The following is a 14036-nucleotide window of genomic DNA, read 5'->3' as shown; positions in this document are numbered from 1 at the left end:
GGGCTACTGGGTCTGCTCCACGCGGTCCTCCGTCGACTCCCTTTCCTGCGGCGCCCGTTGCTCGTGGGACAGCTTGCTCGGCCACCACACCGCCGGGCCGATGTCGCGGACCAGGGCCGGGACCAGAAGGGAGCGGACGACGAGGGTGTCGAGGAGGACGCCGAAGGCGACGATGAAGGCGATCTGGACGAGGAACGCCAGCGGGATGACGATCAGCGCGGCGAAGGTCGCGGCGAGGACGACGCCGGCCGAGGTGATGACACCGCCCGTGGCGATCAGGCCGCGCAGGATGCCCTCGCGGGTGCCGTGGCGGACGGTCTCCTCGCGGACGCGGGACATCAGGAAGATGTTGTAGTCCACGCCGAGCGCGACCAGGAACACGAACCCGTACAGCGGGACCGACGCGTCCGTGCCGGAGAAGCCGAAGCCGTGCCGGAAGACCAGGCCCGCGATGCCCAGCGTGGCCAGGTAGTTGAGGGCGACCGTCGCCACCAGCAGTACCGGCAGCAGCAGGCAGCGCAGCAGGGCGATCAGGATCACCAGGATGATCAGCAGGACGACCGGGACGATCAGGTTCCGGTCGTGCTCGGCGGTGTGCTCGGTGTCGTACTGCTGGGCGCTGTAACCGCCCACCAGCGAACCGGGGTCCAGCGCGTGCAGCCGGTCCCGCAGCCGCTCGACGGTCGCCTTGGCCGTGTCGCTGTCCGGCGCGTCGGTCAGGGTCGCGTCGATGCGTACCCGCCCGTCCACCACGCGCGGGGCACCGCCCGGCTTGCCGGTCGCGCTCAGCGGGGCGGCCGAGGCCACGCCGGGCGTCTTCGCCGCCGCAGCGGTCACCTCCGCACCCTTGGCCGCGTCCGCGATGACGACCACGGGCTGCCCGGAGCCGCCCGGGAAGTGCCGGCCGAGCGTCTGCTGCGCGGAGACGGACGGGGCGTCGTTGACGAAGAGTTCGTCCAGCGGGACGCCCTTCGACTTGAGCGCCGGGAAGAACGCCGCGCCCACGACGAGTACGACACAGGTCGCCGACCACACCTTGCGGGGGCTGCTGTCGACCCGGTGCGCCACCCGGCGCCACAGGCCGTGGCCGCCCGTCGCCGCGTCCGCCGGGCGGGGCTTGGCCGGCCAGAACGCGGCGTGGCCCAGCAGGGCGAGCACCGCGGGCAGGAAGGTGAGCGTGGACAGCACCGCGCACCCGATGCCGATCGCGCCCACCGGACCCAGCGCCCGATTGTTCGTCAGGTCGCTGAGCAGCAGCGCGAGCAGCCCGAGCGCGACGGTGGCCGCGCTGGCGGTGATCGCGCCGAAGGAATTGCGCAGCGCGCCCCAGGCCGCCTCCGCCCGCTGGGCGCCCCGCGCCAGCTCCTCGCGGAAGCGGGCGGTGAGCAGCAGGGCGTAGTCGGTGGCCGCGCCGATCACCAGGATCGAGAGGATGCCCTGCACCTGCCCGTCCACCCGTACGACCCCGTGGTCGGCGAGGACGTACACGATCGCGCAGGCGATGCCCAGCGCGAACACCGCGCTGAGGATGACGACGAACGGCAGCAGCACGCTGCGGTACACCAGCAGCAGGATCACCAGCACGGCCGCCAGCGCCACACCCAGGAGGATGCCGTCGATACCGCCGAACGCGTGAGTGAGGTCGGCCTGCGTGGCGGCCGGACCGGCGACCTGCGCGCGCGTGCCGTCGACATCCGCCGCCGTCCGCTCGACCCGGTCGACCACGTCGGTGACCTTCTTGCCCAGCTCCGGGCTGAGCGGGACGACACCCTCCAGCGCGGCCCCGTCCTTGGACGGCAGCGCGGGGGACGGCCGCCCCACCACACCGTCGGTACCGGCGAGCGACGCCAGCGCCCGCGTGGCCGCCTCGCGCTGGGCCGGGGTGATCTTCCCGCCGTCCTTGCCGGTCCAGACCACCACGGCAGGGAGCGTCTCCTGCCGGTCGAAGGTCTTCTGCAGGGCGACGGCCTTGGTGGACTCCGCGCTGCGCGGCAGGAACGCGGTCTGGTCGTTGGTCGACACCTCGCCCAGCTTGCCCGCGTAGGAGCCGAAGGCCCCGCCGAGGCCGAGCCAGACGAGCACGAGGACGAGGGGGACCAGCCAGCGGACCGGTCGGCGTACGGGGTTCATGCGCTCCCCAGGGAGGAGTGGGCGGATGCCGGGAAGGTACCTCAACCACAAAGTATCTCAATGATCGAGGCAACTGGAGATCATATCCTTGGAGACATGCAGCCCGAACGCCCGGAGGAGCGTCCTCCCAGCGACCTCCAGGGGTACGCCGTCCTCCTGCGCACCCTGAACAGCGAGATAAACCGGATCGCCCACGCGTTCGCCCACGCGCACGGCCTCCACGCCACGGACGTTCACGCGCTCGCCGCGATCATGGACGCCTCGGCCCTGGACGGCGAGCCCATGACCCCTTCCCGGCTGCGCGAACGCCTGAACCTCACCTCGGGCGCCGTATCGGCGTGTCTGGACCGCCTCGAACGCGCCGGCCACATCACCCGCGCCCGCGACAGCGTCGACCGCCGCGTGGTCCACCTGCACTACAACCCCGCCGCCCGCACCCTCGCCCGCCAGTACTTCACCCCCCTCGCCCGCGGCACCGAGGCGGCCCGCCGCCACTTCACCCCGGATCAGCTCGAAACGGTCGCCGAGTTCCTGGGCGCCCTGAACCGCGAACTGGCCGGGGAGCGCTGAGGCGACCCTCGCGGGCTTCGGGATGCTCGTCCCCGGCCTGGCGGGCGGCGACTGCGGGAGCGCGGTGGTGCGTCTGCGCAGGGTGGTCCAGCCCGGTCAGCGGCCGGGGGGCGGGCCCATCGGGCCGGGCGCGTGCTGCCCGGCGCCGGGCAGACCGGTGCCCGGAGGCATCACTCGTGCCAGGTCGCGGTGTATGCGGTCGGCTTCGCCCCGCACCTCGGCGGGGACGTCACCGCGTTCGGCGACGAGACGGCTGAAGATGGGGGTGTCGGTGAACATGGCGGAGGCTGCTCTTTCCAGTGGGTCGCCGGGTGGTGGGGGGAGCGACGGGACGGGTGACGGTCACCTGCCGTGGCCGGACCGTCGGCGGGCCGAAAGACGGCGGCCCCGAGGAACGCCCGGCCAGGAACGGGCACACGACACCTTAAGGGGCGGTACCGACAACGCGTGTCCGGGGACCCGGTCCAACTGGTCAGCTTAGATGATCATGTCTTACGTATTCGAGGGTAGACGCGGCCGACGAGTCCGAAAGTCGTCGAATACGGAGTAGTCGTGCCGACACCGCACCTTTCCCCACAGCCCAGCGCGTCCGGAGCCGTGCATCTGGCCGCGTCCTGGCCGAACTGGCTGGAGGCGCACACCACGGCACTGGTCGAGGTCCCCCTGCGCATCGCTCTGATCGTCGTCGTCCTGGCGGTGATCCGCTGGGTGGCCAAGCGCGCCATCACCCGCGTCGTCCAGCACATCCTGCAGCCCTCCGGCGACGACCACGAGTCCCGCCCGCCGCGCCGCGCCGGACGGGGGGCCGCCGTCCTGCTGCGCGACCGCGCCCGCTCCTCCCAGCGCCGCGAACAGCGCGCCCGCACCATCGGCTCGGTGCTCAGCAGCGGCGTCACCATCGTCCTCGCCCTGCTCGGTACGGCCATGATCCTCGACCAGGTCGGCATCGCCCTCGGCCCGCTGCTGGCCAGTGCCGGAGTGGTCGGCCTCGCCATCGGCTTCGGCGCGCAGAGCCTGGTCGCCGACTACCTCTCCGGCCTGCTCATCATGGTCGAGGACCAGTACGGCGTCGGTGACACCGTCGACCTCGGCGAGGCCGTCGGCGAGGTCGAGCACATCGGCCTGCGCCTGACCCACGTCCGCGACCTCAACGGCGGCCTGTGGCACATCCGCAACGGCGAGGTCCTCCGCGTCCGCAACGACAGCCAGGACTGGGCCCGCGCCGTCCTGGATGTCGCCGTCGCCTACGACGCCAACCTCGACACCGTCTACCAGGTACTGGAGGACGCCGGCCGCGCCCTGCGCCAGGACCCCGCCTTCTCCGCCGTCCTGCTGGAGGACCCCAGCGTGTGGGGTGTGCAGTCGCTGGACGCGGACGGTGTCGTCGTCCGCCTCGCTGTGAAGACCATCCCGCTCCAGCAGTGGGGCGTCACCCGCGAGCTGCGCCGCCGGGTGAAGGACGCGCTGGACGCGGCCGGCATCGACATCCCGTTCCCGCAGCGCACCATCTGGCTGCGCAACGAGGAGCAGGAGAAGCAGCTCACCGCCCGCTGACCCGTCCGCGCAAGACGAGGGGCCCGGCCTTGGGAAGGCCGGGCCCCTCGTCATGTCCCGCGGTGTGCGTGCGGTCCGCTTACCAGCGGTACCAGCGGCCACGACGGCCACCGCTGCCCGCGGGGCGCACGAAGAAGCCGACCAGCCACACGACCAGGACGATCACCGCTATCCACCACAGCGCCTTCAGGGCGAAGCCCGCGCCGAAGAGGATGAGAGCCAGCAGAAGAACCAGAAGCAAAGGAACCATTGTCATAACCTCCTGACCGCCGATTGCCCCTGACCAGCGAATACACGCACACAACTGCCAAGTTATCCGCACGACTTGAAGGGCATGTGGACGTGTTGCCGTGCAGGCCGTCCCGGCGGCGGTGCTCCGTTCGGTGCAGCGCGGACGCGGAGGAGGCTGACGGGGCCGGTGAAGAGGGATTCTCCGCGTGCGCGGGGGTAACCGCCCTGCATGAACATCGCTGCTGAATTCCTCGCCGCGTCCAGTAAGAGCGCGCTCTGGCTCCTGGTCGTGGGCGTGATCGTCGCCGTGATCCTGCTGGGCGGATTCCTGCTGGGCAGCCGACGGGCGCGCTCGCGCCGCATGTCCACGCAGCCGCCCGGCGCCGACACCCGCCGTGGCCCGCAGGACCAGTCGGGCGTCGGCTGGCAGACCCCGGAGGACAACCCGGAGAACCACTCCCACCACCGTCACTGACGGCTCACGCCGCGTGCTGCCGCTCCAGCTCCCGCTTCAGGTTGGCCAGCGTCCTGCGGATGTTGCGGGCCTGGAAGTCGGGGAAGGTGCTGCCCGACGTGACGATCCGGTCGAAGACACCGGCCACGAAGTCGGGCCAGGTACGGCGGTCGTCGGTCCAGATCTCGGTGACGCGGGTGCCCTCGCCCTCCGGCTCGAACCGGTACTCCCAGGTGGCGATCGGGCCGCGCAGGCGCGGGCGGCCCACGCCGATCGCGTGGACCCGGAAGGCGAAGCGGCGGCCCGGCTCGGCTGCCGTGACCGTGCACCGGGTCACCCAGCGGAAGCGTCCGCGCTTGTTCCGGCCGACGAAGCTGGTGCCCACCTCGGCCGGACCCGCCGCCGAGCCGGGGGTGGTGCCCAGGTTCTCCGGGCTCCAGCGGCCCATCTCGGCGGGGTCGCTCACCGCCCGGTAGGCGGCGTCCGGCGAGACGTCGATGACGATGCTGTCGCTCACACTCAACACACGGGCCACTGCGCTGCCTCCTACCGCGAACATCTAGCTACTGCCGAGTAGGAATCATGGCACGGCCCCCCGGCGCGGTCAGTCCCCGAGGGCCGACAGTGCGGCGGCGACCCGGTCGCCCACCTCCGGCGGGGTCGAGGCGTGCGGGGAGAACCTCAGCGAGTCCGCGCGCACCGTGGGCGTGACGCCCTCGGCGTGCAGCGCCTTCGCCACGAGCGCCGGGTCGCGGTCCGGCAGGGTGAAGGAGAGGATGCCCGCCCGCCGGGCCGGGTCGGTGGGGGAGAGGACCCGGCCCCCGTACTCCCGGACGACCTCGGCGAGTTCACCGATCCGCTCCGCGACGGCCGCCTCGATCGCGCCCACGGTGTGCCGTTCGACGAGGTCCAGCGCGGCCGCGAAGGCGGCTGCCGTCACCGGGCTCAGATTGGTGACGGACCAGCGGCCCGCGTCCGGGACGGGCGGATGCTCCTCGCCGTCGAAGAGGCCGACCTCCGCCACGCCCGTCCAGCCGGTGAGCACCGGTTCCAGGGTCTCCAGCGCGCGGTCGGACAGGGTGGCGAAACCCGTCGCCCACCCGGCGCGCAGCCACTTCTGGCCGCCGGCCACCACCACGTCCGCCGCGTCCCAGGGCAGCTCGGCAGCGCCGAACGCCTGGATGGCGTCCACCACCAGCAGCCGGTCCGGCCCGATCGCCTCCCGCAGCCCCGCCAGATCCGCCCGGAACCCGGTACGGAAGTCCACCGCGCTCACCGACAGCGCCACGACATCCTCGGTCAGCGCGGCCCGCACCAGCTCGGGGGTGACCCCGCCGCCGGGCTCCGGGTCGAGCCAGCGGGGCGTCACCCGGCCGAGCCCCGCGGTGCGGCGCCACGGGTAGTGGTTGGCGGGGAAGTCGGTGCGGGGGACGAGGACCGTGCCCTCCCGGATGCCGAGCGCGGCGTGGAAGAGGCCGGTGGACGCGTTCGGCAGCAGCACGGTGTTCCCGGCGTCGGTCCCCGCCAGGCGGGCGGCGGTCTCCCGCGCGGTCACCTCCGCGCGCATCAGGCCGTCCACCGTGGTGTGGTCGGCGCGGGCGGACTCCGCCAGGGCCCGCGCGGTGGCGTCCACCGCGTCCCGCGACGGCGGCCCGAACCGCGCGAAGTCGAGATACCCGGCCGGTGTGTCGAAGTGAGCTGCGTACGAAGTGAGCACGGGCTCATCCTCCCCGGTACGGCACGGGCCGGGCACCCCCGCCCTGGGGATGCCCGGCCCGTCCGTCCGCTCAGTGCCCGGCGGATTCCTCGGGACGCGCCCGGCGCGGCAGGAGGAAGGCGAGCAGGAACGTCAGGACGAGCATCCCGTCCACGATCCACAGCACGGTCTTCATGACGGACCCGAAGCCGCCCTTGAAGGCCGACGTGGCGGTGGACTGGAGGGCGGCCGGTATCCGGGCGCCGTCCTGCGGCGAGGTGATGACCGACCGGGTGTCCTTCTCCAGGGTGGCGCAGGAGGCCGGGGTCGCGGCCGGGTCCTTGGCGACCGCGCGGTCCGAGGCGCAGGTCCGCAAGTCCGCCACGACCCGGTCCTGGGCGGCCGGCGCGACATGCGCGGCGGTCAACTGCTTGCGCAGACCGTCGGAGTGGTGGTCGACGGCGGTGGCGATGCCGCCGCCCAGCAGGCCGAAGAAGACGGTGCCGAGGATGGCCACACCGAAGGCGCCGCCCAACTGCTGGACCGCCGTCATGGTGCCGGAGGCCGAACCCGTCTCGTGCTGTTCGACGCTGGCCAGCACGATGTCGAAGAAGGGCGCCATCAGCAGGCCCATGCCGATGCCGGTCACCAGGAGCGAGGGGAGGAGCTGCCAGGGGCCGACACCGCTGCCCGCGAGGTCCAGGGTCAGCCACACCGCGAACACGCCGAGCGCCATGACCAGCGCGCCGCCCTGGAGCACGGCACGGCCGAACCGGGTGACCGCCTGGGCGAGCCCGAAGCCGACGATCATGCCGCCCGACCAGGGCACCATCACCAGGCCCGCCTTCAGCGGCGAGTAGCCGAGACCGATCTGGGTGTACAGGTTGAAGACCAGCATGAAGCCCTGCATGGCCGAGAAGAAGACCAGGCCGAGGATCATGCCGCCGCTGAAGCCGCGCTTGCGGAACAGGCTGATGACCACCAGCGGGTCCAGGCCCGCCCGGCTGCGCCGCGCCTCGTACAGCGCGAAGGCGGCGAAGACGACGACCGAGGCGGCCATCATCACGAAGGTCCACACCGGCCAGTCGTACTCACGGCCCTGGACCAGCGGGAAGATGAGGAGCAGGGCGGCCAGGGAGACCAGGAGCATGCCGGGGATGTCGAGGCGCGGCTTGCTCTCGGAACGGGTCTTCGGCAGGTAGCGCACGGCACCCAGCAGGGCGGCGGCGCCCAGCGGCAGGTTGATCAGGAAGATCATGCGCCAGCCGGTGCCGAAGTAGTCGGCGTCCACCAGCCAGCCCGCCAGGATCGGCCCGGAGACCGCGGACAGGCCCATGACCGGGCCGAACATGCCGAACGCCTTCTGCGACTCCTTCGGCGGGAACATCTCCTTGATCATGCCGAGGCCCTGCGGCAGCATCACCGCGCCGAAGAGCCCCTGTATGACACGGGCGCCGATCAGCATCGCGGGCGACACCGAGACCGCGCAGAGCAGCGAGCCCACGGTGAAGCCGGCGGCGCCGACCAGGAACATGTTCCGGCGGCCGTGGATGTCGCCGAGGCGGCCGCCGGTGACCAGGCCGACGGCCATCGAGAGCGTGTAGGCGGCGGCGAGCCACTGCAGGGTGGAGGCACCGCCGCCCAGGTCGGCGCGCATGGACGGGCCCGCGATGTTCGTGACCACGGCGTCCAGGAGGTCCATCACCTCGGCCGCGAGGATCACGAAGAGCGCAGCCCAGCGCCATCGATAGGGCGCTGGTGAGTCAGTGGGCGTCTCGGCGGACGCGACACCGGTGGTGGACATCGAAAAACTCCTCGCGGAAGGGACCGGAGCCGGAGAACACTGTTCACCGTAGCAGAACAGTGCTCACTGAGAGAACGCTGTTCATCAAGATATAGCGCAAGCTCGCCGCGAGAACAAGATATATCGCGTTGGTCGCGAGGGAAGTGCCCTGTGGACAACCGCTCCGAGACCGAGCGCGCCGCGAACAAACCCCGCTCACCAGCCGTGAACACTGTTCTCCGACGGCCCTAGACTGTCCCCATGAGCGACGCGGCCGCCGGCAACCCCGCACTCCCTCCGCCGTCCCCCTGGGAACGCGAGCGTCCCGCCCGCCCGCAGACGGCGGCCCAGCGCACCCCGCTGTCGCGCGAGCGGATCGTCGAGGCAGCGTTCTCCGTACTGGACCGCCAGGGGCTCGACGGGCTCTCGATGCGCCAGGTGGCGGCCGAACTGGGCGTCACCGTCTCCGCGCTCTACGCCTACGTCAGCTCCAAGGACGACCTGCTGGAGCTGATGTACACCCGGCTCTTCGACGGCTTCACGATGCCCGCGCCCGACCCCGAACGCTGGCGCGAGCAGGTCCGGGACTACGCGCGCGCCGGACGCAAGCGTCTGCTGTCCCACCGGGACGTGGCCCGGATCTCCATGGCCCACGTCCCCTTCACGGCCGAACTGCTGCCGCATGTGGAGGGCTTGCTCGCCATATTCCGTACGGCCGGGCTGCCGGACCGGATCGCGGCGGAGGCCGGGGACCTCATCTCCACCTACATCGACGGCTTCGTGCTGGAGGAGGGCATGTGGCAGGACCGGGCCGCCGCCCGGCCCGACGACGGCGACTCCTCACTGGCCCGCCCCGACTGGCGCGAGATGGCCGGGGAGATGCAGAACTACTTCGCGTCCCTGCCCCCGGCGGACTTCCCCCACCTGCGCGCCCTCGCGGACGTGATGGTGACCGACTCCTCCGACGAGCGGTTCGACATCGGCCTGGAGATCATCCTGCGGGGCCTGGCGAGCTACCTGCCCGACAAGGCGCCGGACGCCTGACTCAGCGACCGCCCGCCGCCCGCGCCTTCGGCGTGTCGCCGAACGGCAGCGCACCGCCGCTGAGACGGGCCCGGATGCCGTCCCGCTCCACGGTGATCCGCTGGATACGGATGTCGCCCGGCGTCTTCGGCAGCTCGAACGACAGATTGAGCTGATCCGCGAGCTGCGGCTCGGTGACACCCCGTACCGCGCCCATCAGCTTGGGGTCGACGCCGAGCTTCGCGGGCAGGTCGGGCTGGTCGGCGACCACGTCGAACAGGTTGACCTTCATCAGCTTGCCCACGAACCCCGGCGTGCCGGTGAGCCGCTCCAGGGCCGACTCGTTGCGCAGCGCGTCGCGGATCTGCGACCGGTCGATCCCGGCCCGCTCCGCGATCGCCGGTACGGCCAGCATGGCGCGCACCTTGTCCCGCTGTTTTGCGACCTCGCGCGCCGCCTTCGGGGTGAGCCGGAGCCCTCCGTTCCGGCCGGGCCGGAAGACCGCCACGTCCCCGATGTCGAGCCGCATACGGCTGATGTCGGTCGAGACCCCCCGGTCGCCGGACCGCCCGATCCGCGCCTCCGCGTGCAGCCCGAGCCGCTGCCCGCCGATCGGCACCTGCCCGTCCGCCTTGATCGCATGGTGGCCCAGCTTGCTGAACTGCACCTGGGACGCGCCCAGTTCACGGTCGAGGTCCTCGAAGGAGAGCAGTACGTCGCCGTCGACGGAGTGGACGGTGCCGCCCTTGAGATGGGAGGGGAGGTCGCCGTCGAGCCGTACGTCGTGCGCGGTGGCGTGGACGCGGGCCAGGGAGACCCGGTCGGCGGCGAGGTCGGGGACGGTGACGTGCGCGGTGTCGATCCGCTTGTCCAGCACCTGGGTCAGGAACGGGAAGCCGTCGATCTCCACCTGCGGCGCGGCCTCCAGATGCAGCGACTTCTGCAACTGGTCCTCGGTCTTGCGCTCCGCGAACAGCACCGCGAACCGGTCGCCCAGCACCAGGAACGCCAGCGCGACGGCGACCGCGATCCCGGCCTTCACCAGGCGCCGCAGGTTCTTGAACGGCCGGGTGCGCTTCCGCCCGCGCCTGCGGCGACCGGCGGGCCGCCCGGCACCCTCCCGGTAGGGATCGGCTTCCCCGTAAGGGTCGGCCCAGCCCCCTGACGGGCCGTCAGGTACGGCGTGGGCCTGGTCGTTCGTCGAGCGGTGGGACGCCATGCGAGTGGAGGAGCGCATCACGCCACCCAAACACGTCACCGCAGGTCGGACGCAAGTTCAGCCTCTCGGGCGCGACGGTTCTCACACCGTGGTGGCGGGGACGCGTGGTGCGGGTGAAGAGGTCTGGCCGATCATGTGGCGACCGTGTGACCATGGAGGGAGAGCAGTGTTCCGCCTCCGGCTGCGAAGGAGGTCACCATGGCAGCCGAACCGCCCTTCGAGCCGCCCATCGGGCCTGTCCTGACGGTCTCGGCCGCCGACGTCCGGCTGCCCGAGCTGATCCTGGCCGGGGACATCGGCGCCGAGGCCCTGCGTGATCTGGAGGAGGTCCTCGGCGCCCCGCCACTGCACACGGCCACCGCCTGGACCGTCGACATGAGCCAGGTGACCCGCATCGACCTGGCCTGCGCCTACGCCCTCCTGCGCGGAGCCACCCTGCGCCCGGAACCCGCCGAACTCACCATCCGCGGCCCCCGCCGGGCCGTCCAGCGCATCCTGCGCAACGCGGGGCTCGACGTGGTGGCCGTCATCGAGGAGTAGGGCGCCCTACGCCGGTCCCTCCGCGACCTCGGCCGGCTCGCCGCCGGTGATCCGCACCAGCTCCGGATATGTCGTCCGGAACACCGTGTGCGGCATCCCGGCGCCCGCCCAGAGGTGCTCGTACCCGGCCAGGGTCGCGTCGATCAGGGTGCGCACCGGCTGCGGATGGCCGACCGGGGCCACGCCGCCCACCTCCTGGCCGGTGGCCGTCAGGACGAAGGCCGGGTCCGCGCGCCGGACGCGCTTGCGGGCCACGCCCAGCAGACCGGCGAGGCGCCGGGTGTCCACGCGGTGGGCGCCGCTGGTGAGGACGAGCAGCGGGTCGCCGTCGACGGAGAAGACCAGGCTGTTGGCGATCGCGCCCACCGGGCAGCCGACCTGGGCCGCCGCCGTGGCCGCGGTGGGCGCCGGGTCGGGGAGTTCGACCACCTCGGCGTCGCTGCCGAGTTCCCGCAGGGCCTCGCTGACCCGCAGTACGCGTTCGTGCACGGTGACCTCCGGTCACTTCTCGTCGGTGCCGCCGGGGCCGGCCACTCCTCGGCGAGGACCGACCAGACCTCGCTGTCCTGCCGTACGCCCCGGTGGGGGTAGCGGCGGCGCAGGGTGCCCTCGTGGGTCATGCCGAGACGGCGTGCGGCCGCGCTGCTGCGGGTGTTGCCCGCCGCGACCCACCATTCCACACGGCTCATCTCGCAGGTGCCCGCGTCAACTCGCCGCCACCGCCGTCGCGTTCACCCACGGCCTGGTCGTGCAGGCTCTTTTCGATCCCGGGCGGTTCCCCGAGAACGCTCAAGTCGCCCTGCTGGACGGCTTCTTGGCGTCCCTCGCCGCGTCCTGAACCGGCCCCCTCCGCTAGTACCGCCGTTCGATTCGATCGCTCACGCATATGTGCGAGACCCACGGGCAACCGAAGCGGAAGGCGTAGAGGACAGGTGAAGGACCTCCTCGAAGACTCCCGTTCAGGGGAGGGGATCGTGGACAGAACAGACAGCAAGAGCGAGAAGAGCGGTCAGGATTCGGACGAGCGCATGGACCTGCCGACCGTGATGCGGCAGGCGAGCCAACAGCTCTCCGGGCTGCTCCAGCGTGAAGTGGGCGCGGTCTCCGCCGTGAAGGCCACCGACGACGGCTGGGTGGCGGACGTCGAGGTCGTCGAGGTCGAGAAGGTGCCGGACACGATGAGTGTCATGGCCTCCTACCGCGTCGAACTCGACAAGCAGGGACGGCTCATGGCCTACGAGCGCGTACGCCGGTATGCCCGGGGCCAGATCGACCGCCGCTGAATCAGAGGGCGGCCGCAGCGGATCGAGCCGCGCGGCGCCCTGAACGGATCGACGGAAAGAAGCCAGCATGACACTCGTACAGCAGTCCAGCACCCAGTCCGGCGGAAGCGGCGGCGGTGGCGGAAATCTCTACGACGTCCTCGAACTCATCCTGGACCGAGGGCTCGTGATCGACGCGTTCGTGCGCGTCTCCCTCGTCGGCATCGAGATACTCAAGATCGACGTCCGGGTGGTCGTCGCCAGCGTCGACACCTACCTGCGCTTCGCCGAGGCGTGCAACCGGCTGGACCTCGAGTCGGGGCGCAAGGCGCCGGCCCAGCTCACCGACATCGTCGGCGACACCGTGGAGAGCGGGGCCAAGGGGAAGTCGAAAGGAGCACTGACCGGAGCCGTCGAGGCGTTCACCGAGTCGCTCGGGAGCAAGCGCGACGACTCCGAGGAGGAGGAGCCGCAGCCCCGTAAGCGCGCGGCGCGCAAGTCCACGTCCAGCCGGCAGTCCAGCCAGAACCGCGGGGAGTAATCCGTGCCCACCTATGTCTACGGCATCACCGGAGCCGACCACCCGCTGCACCTGGAAGAGGTCTTCGGCGTCGGCGAGACCCCGGCACCGCTGCGCACCGTACGCACCGGCGACCTCACCGCCGTCGTCAGCGACGCGCCGGAGGGCCTGCGGGCCAAGCGCCGCGATGTGCAGGCCCACCAGCGCGTGCTGGAGGTCCTGATGGGCGACGGCGCCACTCTCCCCATGCGCTTCGGCCTGCTCGCCCCCGACGACGAGCAGGTGGCGAGCGCGCTGGACGCCGAGGGCGACCGCTACCGTGCCCGCCTGGAAGAGCTGGACGGCCACGTCGAGTACCACCTGAAGGTCTCCCGCGACGAGGACGACCTGCTGCGCGAGATCGTGGCCGAGTCCGGCCAGGTCCGCGAGCTGCGCGAGCGCACGCGGGACCAGTCCGGCGCGCACGACGAGCGGGTCGCGCTCGGCGAGCTGATCTCCCACGAGGTGTCCGCCCGCAGCAGCGCGGAGGCCGAGGACCTCGCCCAGCGGCTCTCGCCCGCGGCGACCCGTCTCTCGGCGGGCGAGCCCAGCTCGACGCACTTCCTGAACGTGTCCTTCCTCGTCCCCGAGGACGGGGTGGAGAGCTTCGTCCAGGCCGTGTCGCGCGAGTCGGACCAGCGCGGGGACGCGTACACCTTCACCCTCACCGGGCCGCTGCCGCCGTACAGCTTCGTCTGACCCCACTCGCCCGGCCGACGACGGAAGGGAGCGCCGGAATGGGACTCATCACCGGCATCGTGACCTTTCCCCTCGCCCCCGTGCGCGGCTCGCTCTGGGTCATCGACCAGGTGCTGACCGCGGCGGAGGAGGAGTACTACGACCCGGAACCCGTCCGGCGCGAACTGGCCGAACTCGAACGTGCGTTGACCAGCGGCCAGATCTCCGACGAGGAGTACGACCGCCGCGAGGACGAACTGCTCGACAGGCTGGACGAGATCGACGCCCACCGGCGAGCGAACGGAGGAAGTCGCTGACCAGACCGCGCAATCGACGA

General features: G+C 71.7%; 17 protein-coding genes and 1 pseudogene. 10 read left to right on the top strand and 8 right to left on the bottom strand.

Annotated elements, in window-relative coordinates; translation table 11 throughout:
- Positions 1-3: 3 nt before the first annotated feature.
- Positions 4-2130 (bottom strand): MMPL family transporter, encoded by a 2127-nt coding sequence (locus E5083_RS08420; RefSeq protein WP_135784956.1) that lies wholly within the window; start codon positions 2128-2130, stop codon positions 4-6.
- Between the two features lie 96 nt (positions 2131-2226).
- Between E5083_RS08420 and E5083_RS08415 the strand changes: the two genes are divergently transcribed.
- Positions 2227-2700, top strand: a complete 474-nt coding sequence (locus tag E5083_RS08415) for a MarR family winged helix-turn-helix transcriptional regulator (protein WP_135784955.1) — start codon at positions 2227-2229, stop codon at positions 2698-2700.
- A gap of 96 nt (positions 2701-2796) precedes the next feature.
- On the opposite strand, the gene E5083_RS08410 is transcribed toward E5083_RS08415, so the two are convergent.
- Positions 2797-2979, bottom strand: a complete 183-nt coding sequence (locus E5083_RS08410; RefSeq protein ID WP_135784954.1) for a hypothetical protein — start codon at positions 2977-2979, stop codon at positions 2797-2799.
- A gap of 273 nt (positions 2980-3252) precedes the next feature.
- Here E5083_RS08410 and E5083_RS08405 point away from each other — a divergent pair, with 273 nt between their 5' ends.
- Positions 3253-4254: a mechanosensitive ion channel family protein gene (locus E5083_RS08405; RefSeq protein ID WP_244317430.1), complete on the top strand. Its 1002-nt coding sequence runs from the start codon at positions 3253-3255 to the stop codon at positions 4252-4254.
- A gap of 79 nt (positions 4255-4333) precedes the next feature.
- On the opposite strand, the gene E5083_RS08400 is transcribed toward E5083_RS08405, so the two are convergent.
- Positions 4334-4504, bottom strand: coding sequence for a DUF5670 family protein (locus E5083_RS08400; protein ID WP_030805655.1), 171 nt, complete (start codon positions 4502-4504; stop codon positions 4334-4336).
- Between the two features lie 210 nt (positions 4505-4714).
- Between E5083_RS08400 and E5083_RS08395 the strand changes: the two genes are divergently transcribed.
- Positions 4715-4960: a DUF6479 family protein gene (locus E5083_RS08395; RefSeq protein ID WP_135784953.1), complete on the top strand. Its 246-nt coding sequence runs from the start codon at positions 4715-4717 to the stop codon at positions 4958-4960.
- A gap of 4 nt (positions 4961-4964) precedes the next feature.
- On the opposite strand, the gene E5083_RS08390 is transcribed toward E5083_RS08395, so the two are convergent.
- From E5083_RS08390 to E5083_RS08380, 3 genes are all read right to left on the bottom strand, one after another.
- Positions 4965-5474, bottom strand: coding sequence for an SRPBCC family protein (locus E5083_RS08390; protein WP_135784952.1), 510 nt, complete (start codon positions 5472-5474; stop codon positions 4965-4967).
- 69 nt (positions 5475-5543) lie between these two features.
- Positions 5544-6656: an aminotransferase class V-fold PLP-dependent enzyme gene (locus E5083_RS08385; protein WP_135784951.1), complete on the bottom strand. Its 1113-nt coding sequence runs from the start codon at positions 6654-6656 to the stop codon at positions 5544-5546.
- 70 nt (positions 6657-6726) lie between these two features.
- Positions 6727-8439: an MFS transporter gene (locus E5083_RS08380; RefSeq protein ID WP_135784950.1), complete on the bottom strand. Its 1713-nt coding sequence runs from the start codon at positions 8437-8439 to the stop codon at positions 6727-6729.
- Between the two features lie 240 nt (positions 8440-8679).
- Between E5083_RS08380 and E5083_RS08375 the strand changes: the two genes are divergently transcribed.
- Positions 8680-9462 (top strand): TetR/AcrR family transcriptional regulator, encoded by a 783-nt coding sequence (locus E5083_RS08375; RefSeq protein ID WP_135784949.1) that lies wholly within the window; start codon positions 8680-8682, stop codon positions 9460-9462.
- Position 9463: 1 nt separating this feature from the next.
- Here E5083_RS08375 and E5083_RS08370 read toward each other — a convergent pair whose 3' ends face one another.
- Positions 9464-10678 carry an LmeA family phospholipid-binding protein gene (locus E5083_RS08370; protein WP_135784948.1) on the bottom strand — a complete coding sequence of 405 codons (1215 nt, stop codon included), beginning with the start codon at positions 10676-10678 and terminating at the stop codon, positions 9464-9466.
- A 180-nt stretch (positions 10679-10858) separates the two neighbouring features.
- On the opposite strand from E5083_RS08370, the gene E5083_RS08365 reads away from it, so the two are divergent.
- Positions 10859-11200 carry an STAS domain-containing protein gene (locus E5083_RS08365; protein WP_030805634.1) on the top strand — a complete coding sequence of 114 codons (342 nt, stop codon included), beginning with the start codon at positions 10859-10861 and terminating at the stop codon, positions 11198-11200.
- Positions 11201-11206: 6 nt separating this feature from the next.
- On the opposite strand, the gene E5083_RS08360 is transcribed toward E5083_RS08365, so the two are convergent.
- Positions 11207-11689, bottom strand: a complete 483-nt coding sequence (locus E5083_RS08360; protein WP_135784947.1) for a YbaK/EbsC family protein — start codon at positions 11687-11689, stop codon at positions 11207-11209.
- A 211-nt stretch (positions 11690-11900) separates the two neighbouring features.
- Here E5083_RS08360 and E5083_RS31680 point away from each other — a divergent pair.
- The 5 genes and pseudogenes from E5083_RS31680 to E5083_RS08330 all read left to right on the top strand — a co-directional run.
- A pseudogene (locus tag E5083_RS31680) lies at positions 11901-12038 on the top strand (TetR family transcriptional regulator C-terminal domain-containing protein); the annotation flags it as partial.
- Positions 12039-12174: 136 nt separating this feature from the next.
- Positions 12175-12483, top strand: a complete 309-nt coding sequence (locus tag E5083_RS08345; protein ID WP_279632446.1) for a gas vesicle protein GvpO — start codon at positions 12175-12177, stop codon at positions 12481-12483.
- A gap of 67 nt (positions 12484-12550) precedes the next feature.
- Positions 12551-13003 (top strand): gas vesicle structural protein GvpA, encoded by a 453-nt coding sequence (locus tag E5083_RS08340; RefSeq protein ID WP_135784946.1) that lies wholly within the window; start codon positions 12551-12553, stop codon positions 13001-13003.
- Positions 13004-13006: 3 nt separating this feature from the next.
- Positions 13007-13720: a GvpL/GvpF family gas vesicle protein gene (locus E5083_RS08335; RefSeq protein ID WP_135784945.1), complete on the top strand. Its 714-nt coding sequence runs from the start codon at positions 13007-13009 to the stop codon at positions 13718-13720.
- Positions 13721-13758: 38 nt separating this feature from the next.
- Positions 13759-14016: a gas vesicle protein GvpG gene (locus tag E5083_RS08330; protein WP_135784944.1), complete on the top strand. Its 258-nt coding sequence runs from the start codon at positions 13759-13761 to the stop codon at positions 14014-14016.
- Positions 14017-14036 lie beyond the last annotated feature (20 nt).

This window comes from Streptomyces bauhiniae (assembly GCF_004784475.1).
GTDB lineage: Bacteria > Actinomycetota > Actinomycetes > Streptomycetales > Streptomycetaceae > Streptomyces > Streptomyces seoulensis.
This window is presented reverse-complemented; position numbering and strand designations above follow the sequence as displayed.

Excerpts from the sequence above, each read along its gene's own strand:
- E5083_RS08420 (WP_135784956.1), bottom strand. The coding sequence starts at position 2,130 with ATGAACCCCGTACGCCGACCGGTCCGCTGGCTGGTCCCCCTCGTCCTC.
- E5083_RS08415 (WP_135784955.1), top strand. The coding sequence starts at position 2,227 with ATGCAGCCCGAACGCCCGGAGGAGCGTCCTCCCAGCGACCTCCAGGGG.
- E5083_RS08410 (WP_135784954.1), bottom strand. The coding sequence starts at position 2,979 with ATGTTCACCGACACCCCCATCTTCAGCCGTCTCGTCGCCGAACGCGGT.
- E5083_RS08400 (WP_030805655.1), bottom strand. The coding sequence starts at position 4,504 with ATGGTTCCTTTGCTTCTGGTTCTTCTGCTGGCTCTCATCCTCTTCGGC.
- E5083_RS08395 (WP_135784953.1), top strand. The coding sequence starts at position 4,715 with ATGAACATCGCTGCTGAATTCCTCGCCGCGTCCAGTAAGAGCGCGCTC.
- E5083_RS08380 (WP_135784950.1), bottom strand. The coding sequence starts at position 8,439 with ATGTCCACCACCGGTGTCGCGTCCGCCGAGACGCCCACTGACTCACCA.
- E5083_RS08375 (WP_135784949.1), top strand. The coding sequence starts at position 8,680 with ATGAGCGACGCGGCCGCCGGCAACCCCGCACTCCCTCCGCCGTCCCCC.
- E5083_RS08370 (WP_135784948.1), bottom strand. The coding sequence starts at position 10,678 with ATGCGCTCCTCCACTCGCATGGCGTCCCACCGCTCGACGAACGACCAG.
- E5083_RS08365 (WP_030805634.1), top strand. The coding sequence starts at position 10,859 with ATGGCAGCCGAACCGCCCTTCGAGCCGCCCATCGGGCCTGTCCTGACG.
- E5083_RS08340 (WP_135784946.1), top strand. The coding sequence starts at position 12,551 with ATGACACTCGTACAGCAGTCCAGCACCCAGTCCGGCGGAAGCGGCGGC.
- E5083_RS08330 (WP_135784944.1), top strand. The coding sequence starts at position 13,759 with ATGGGACTCATCACCGGCATCGTGACCTTTCCCCTCGCCCCCGTGCGC.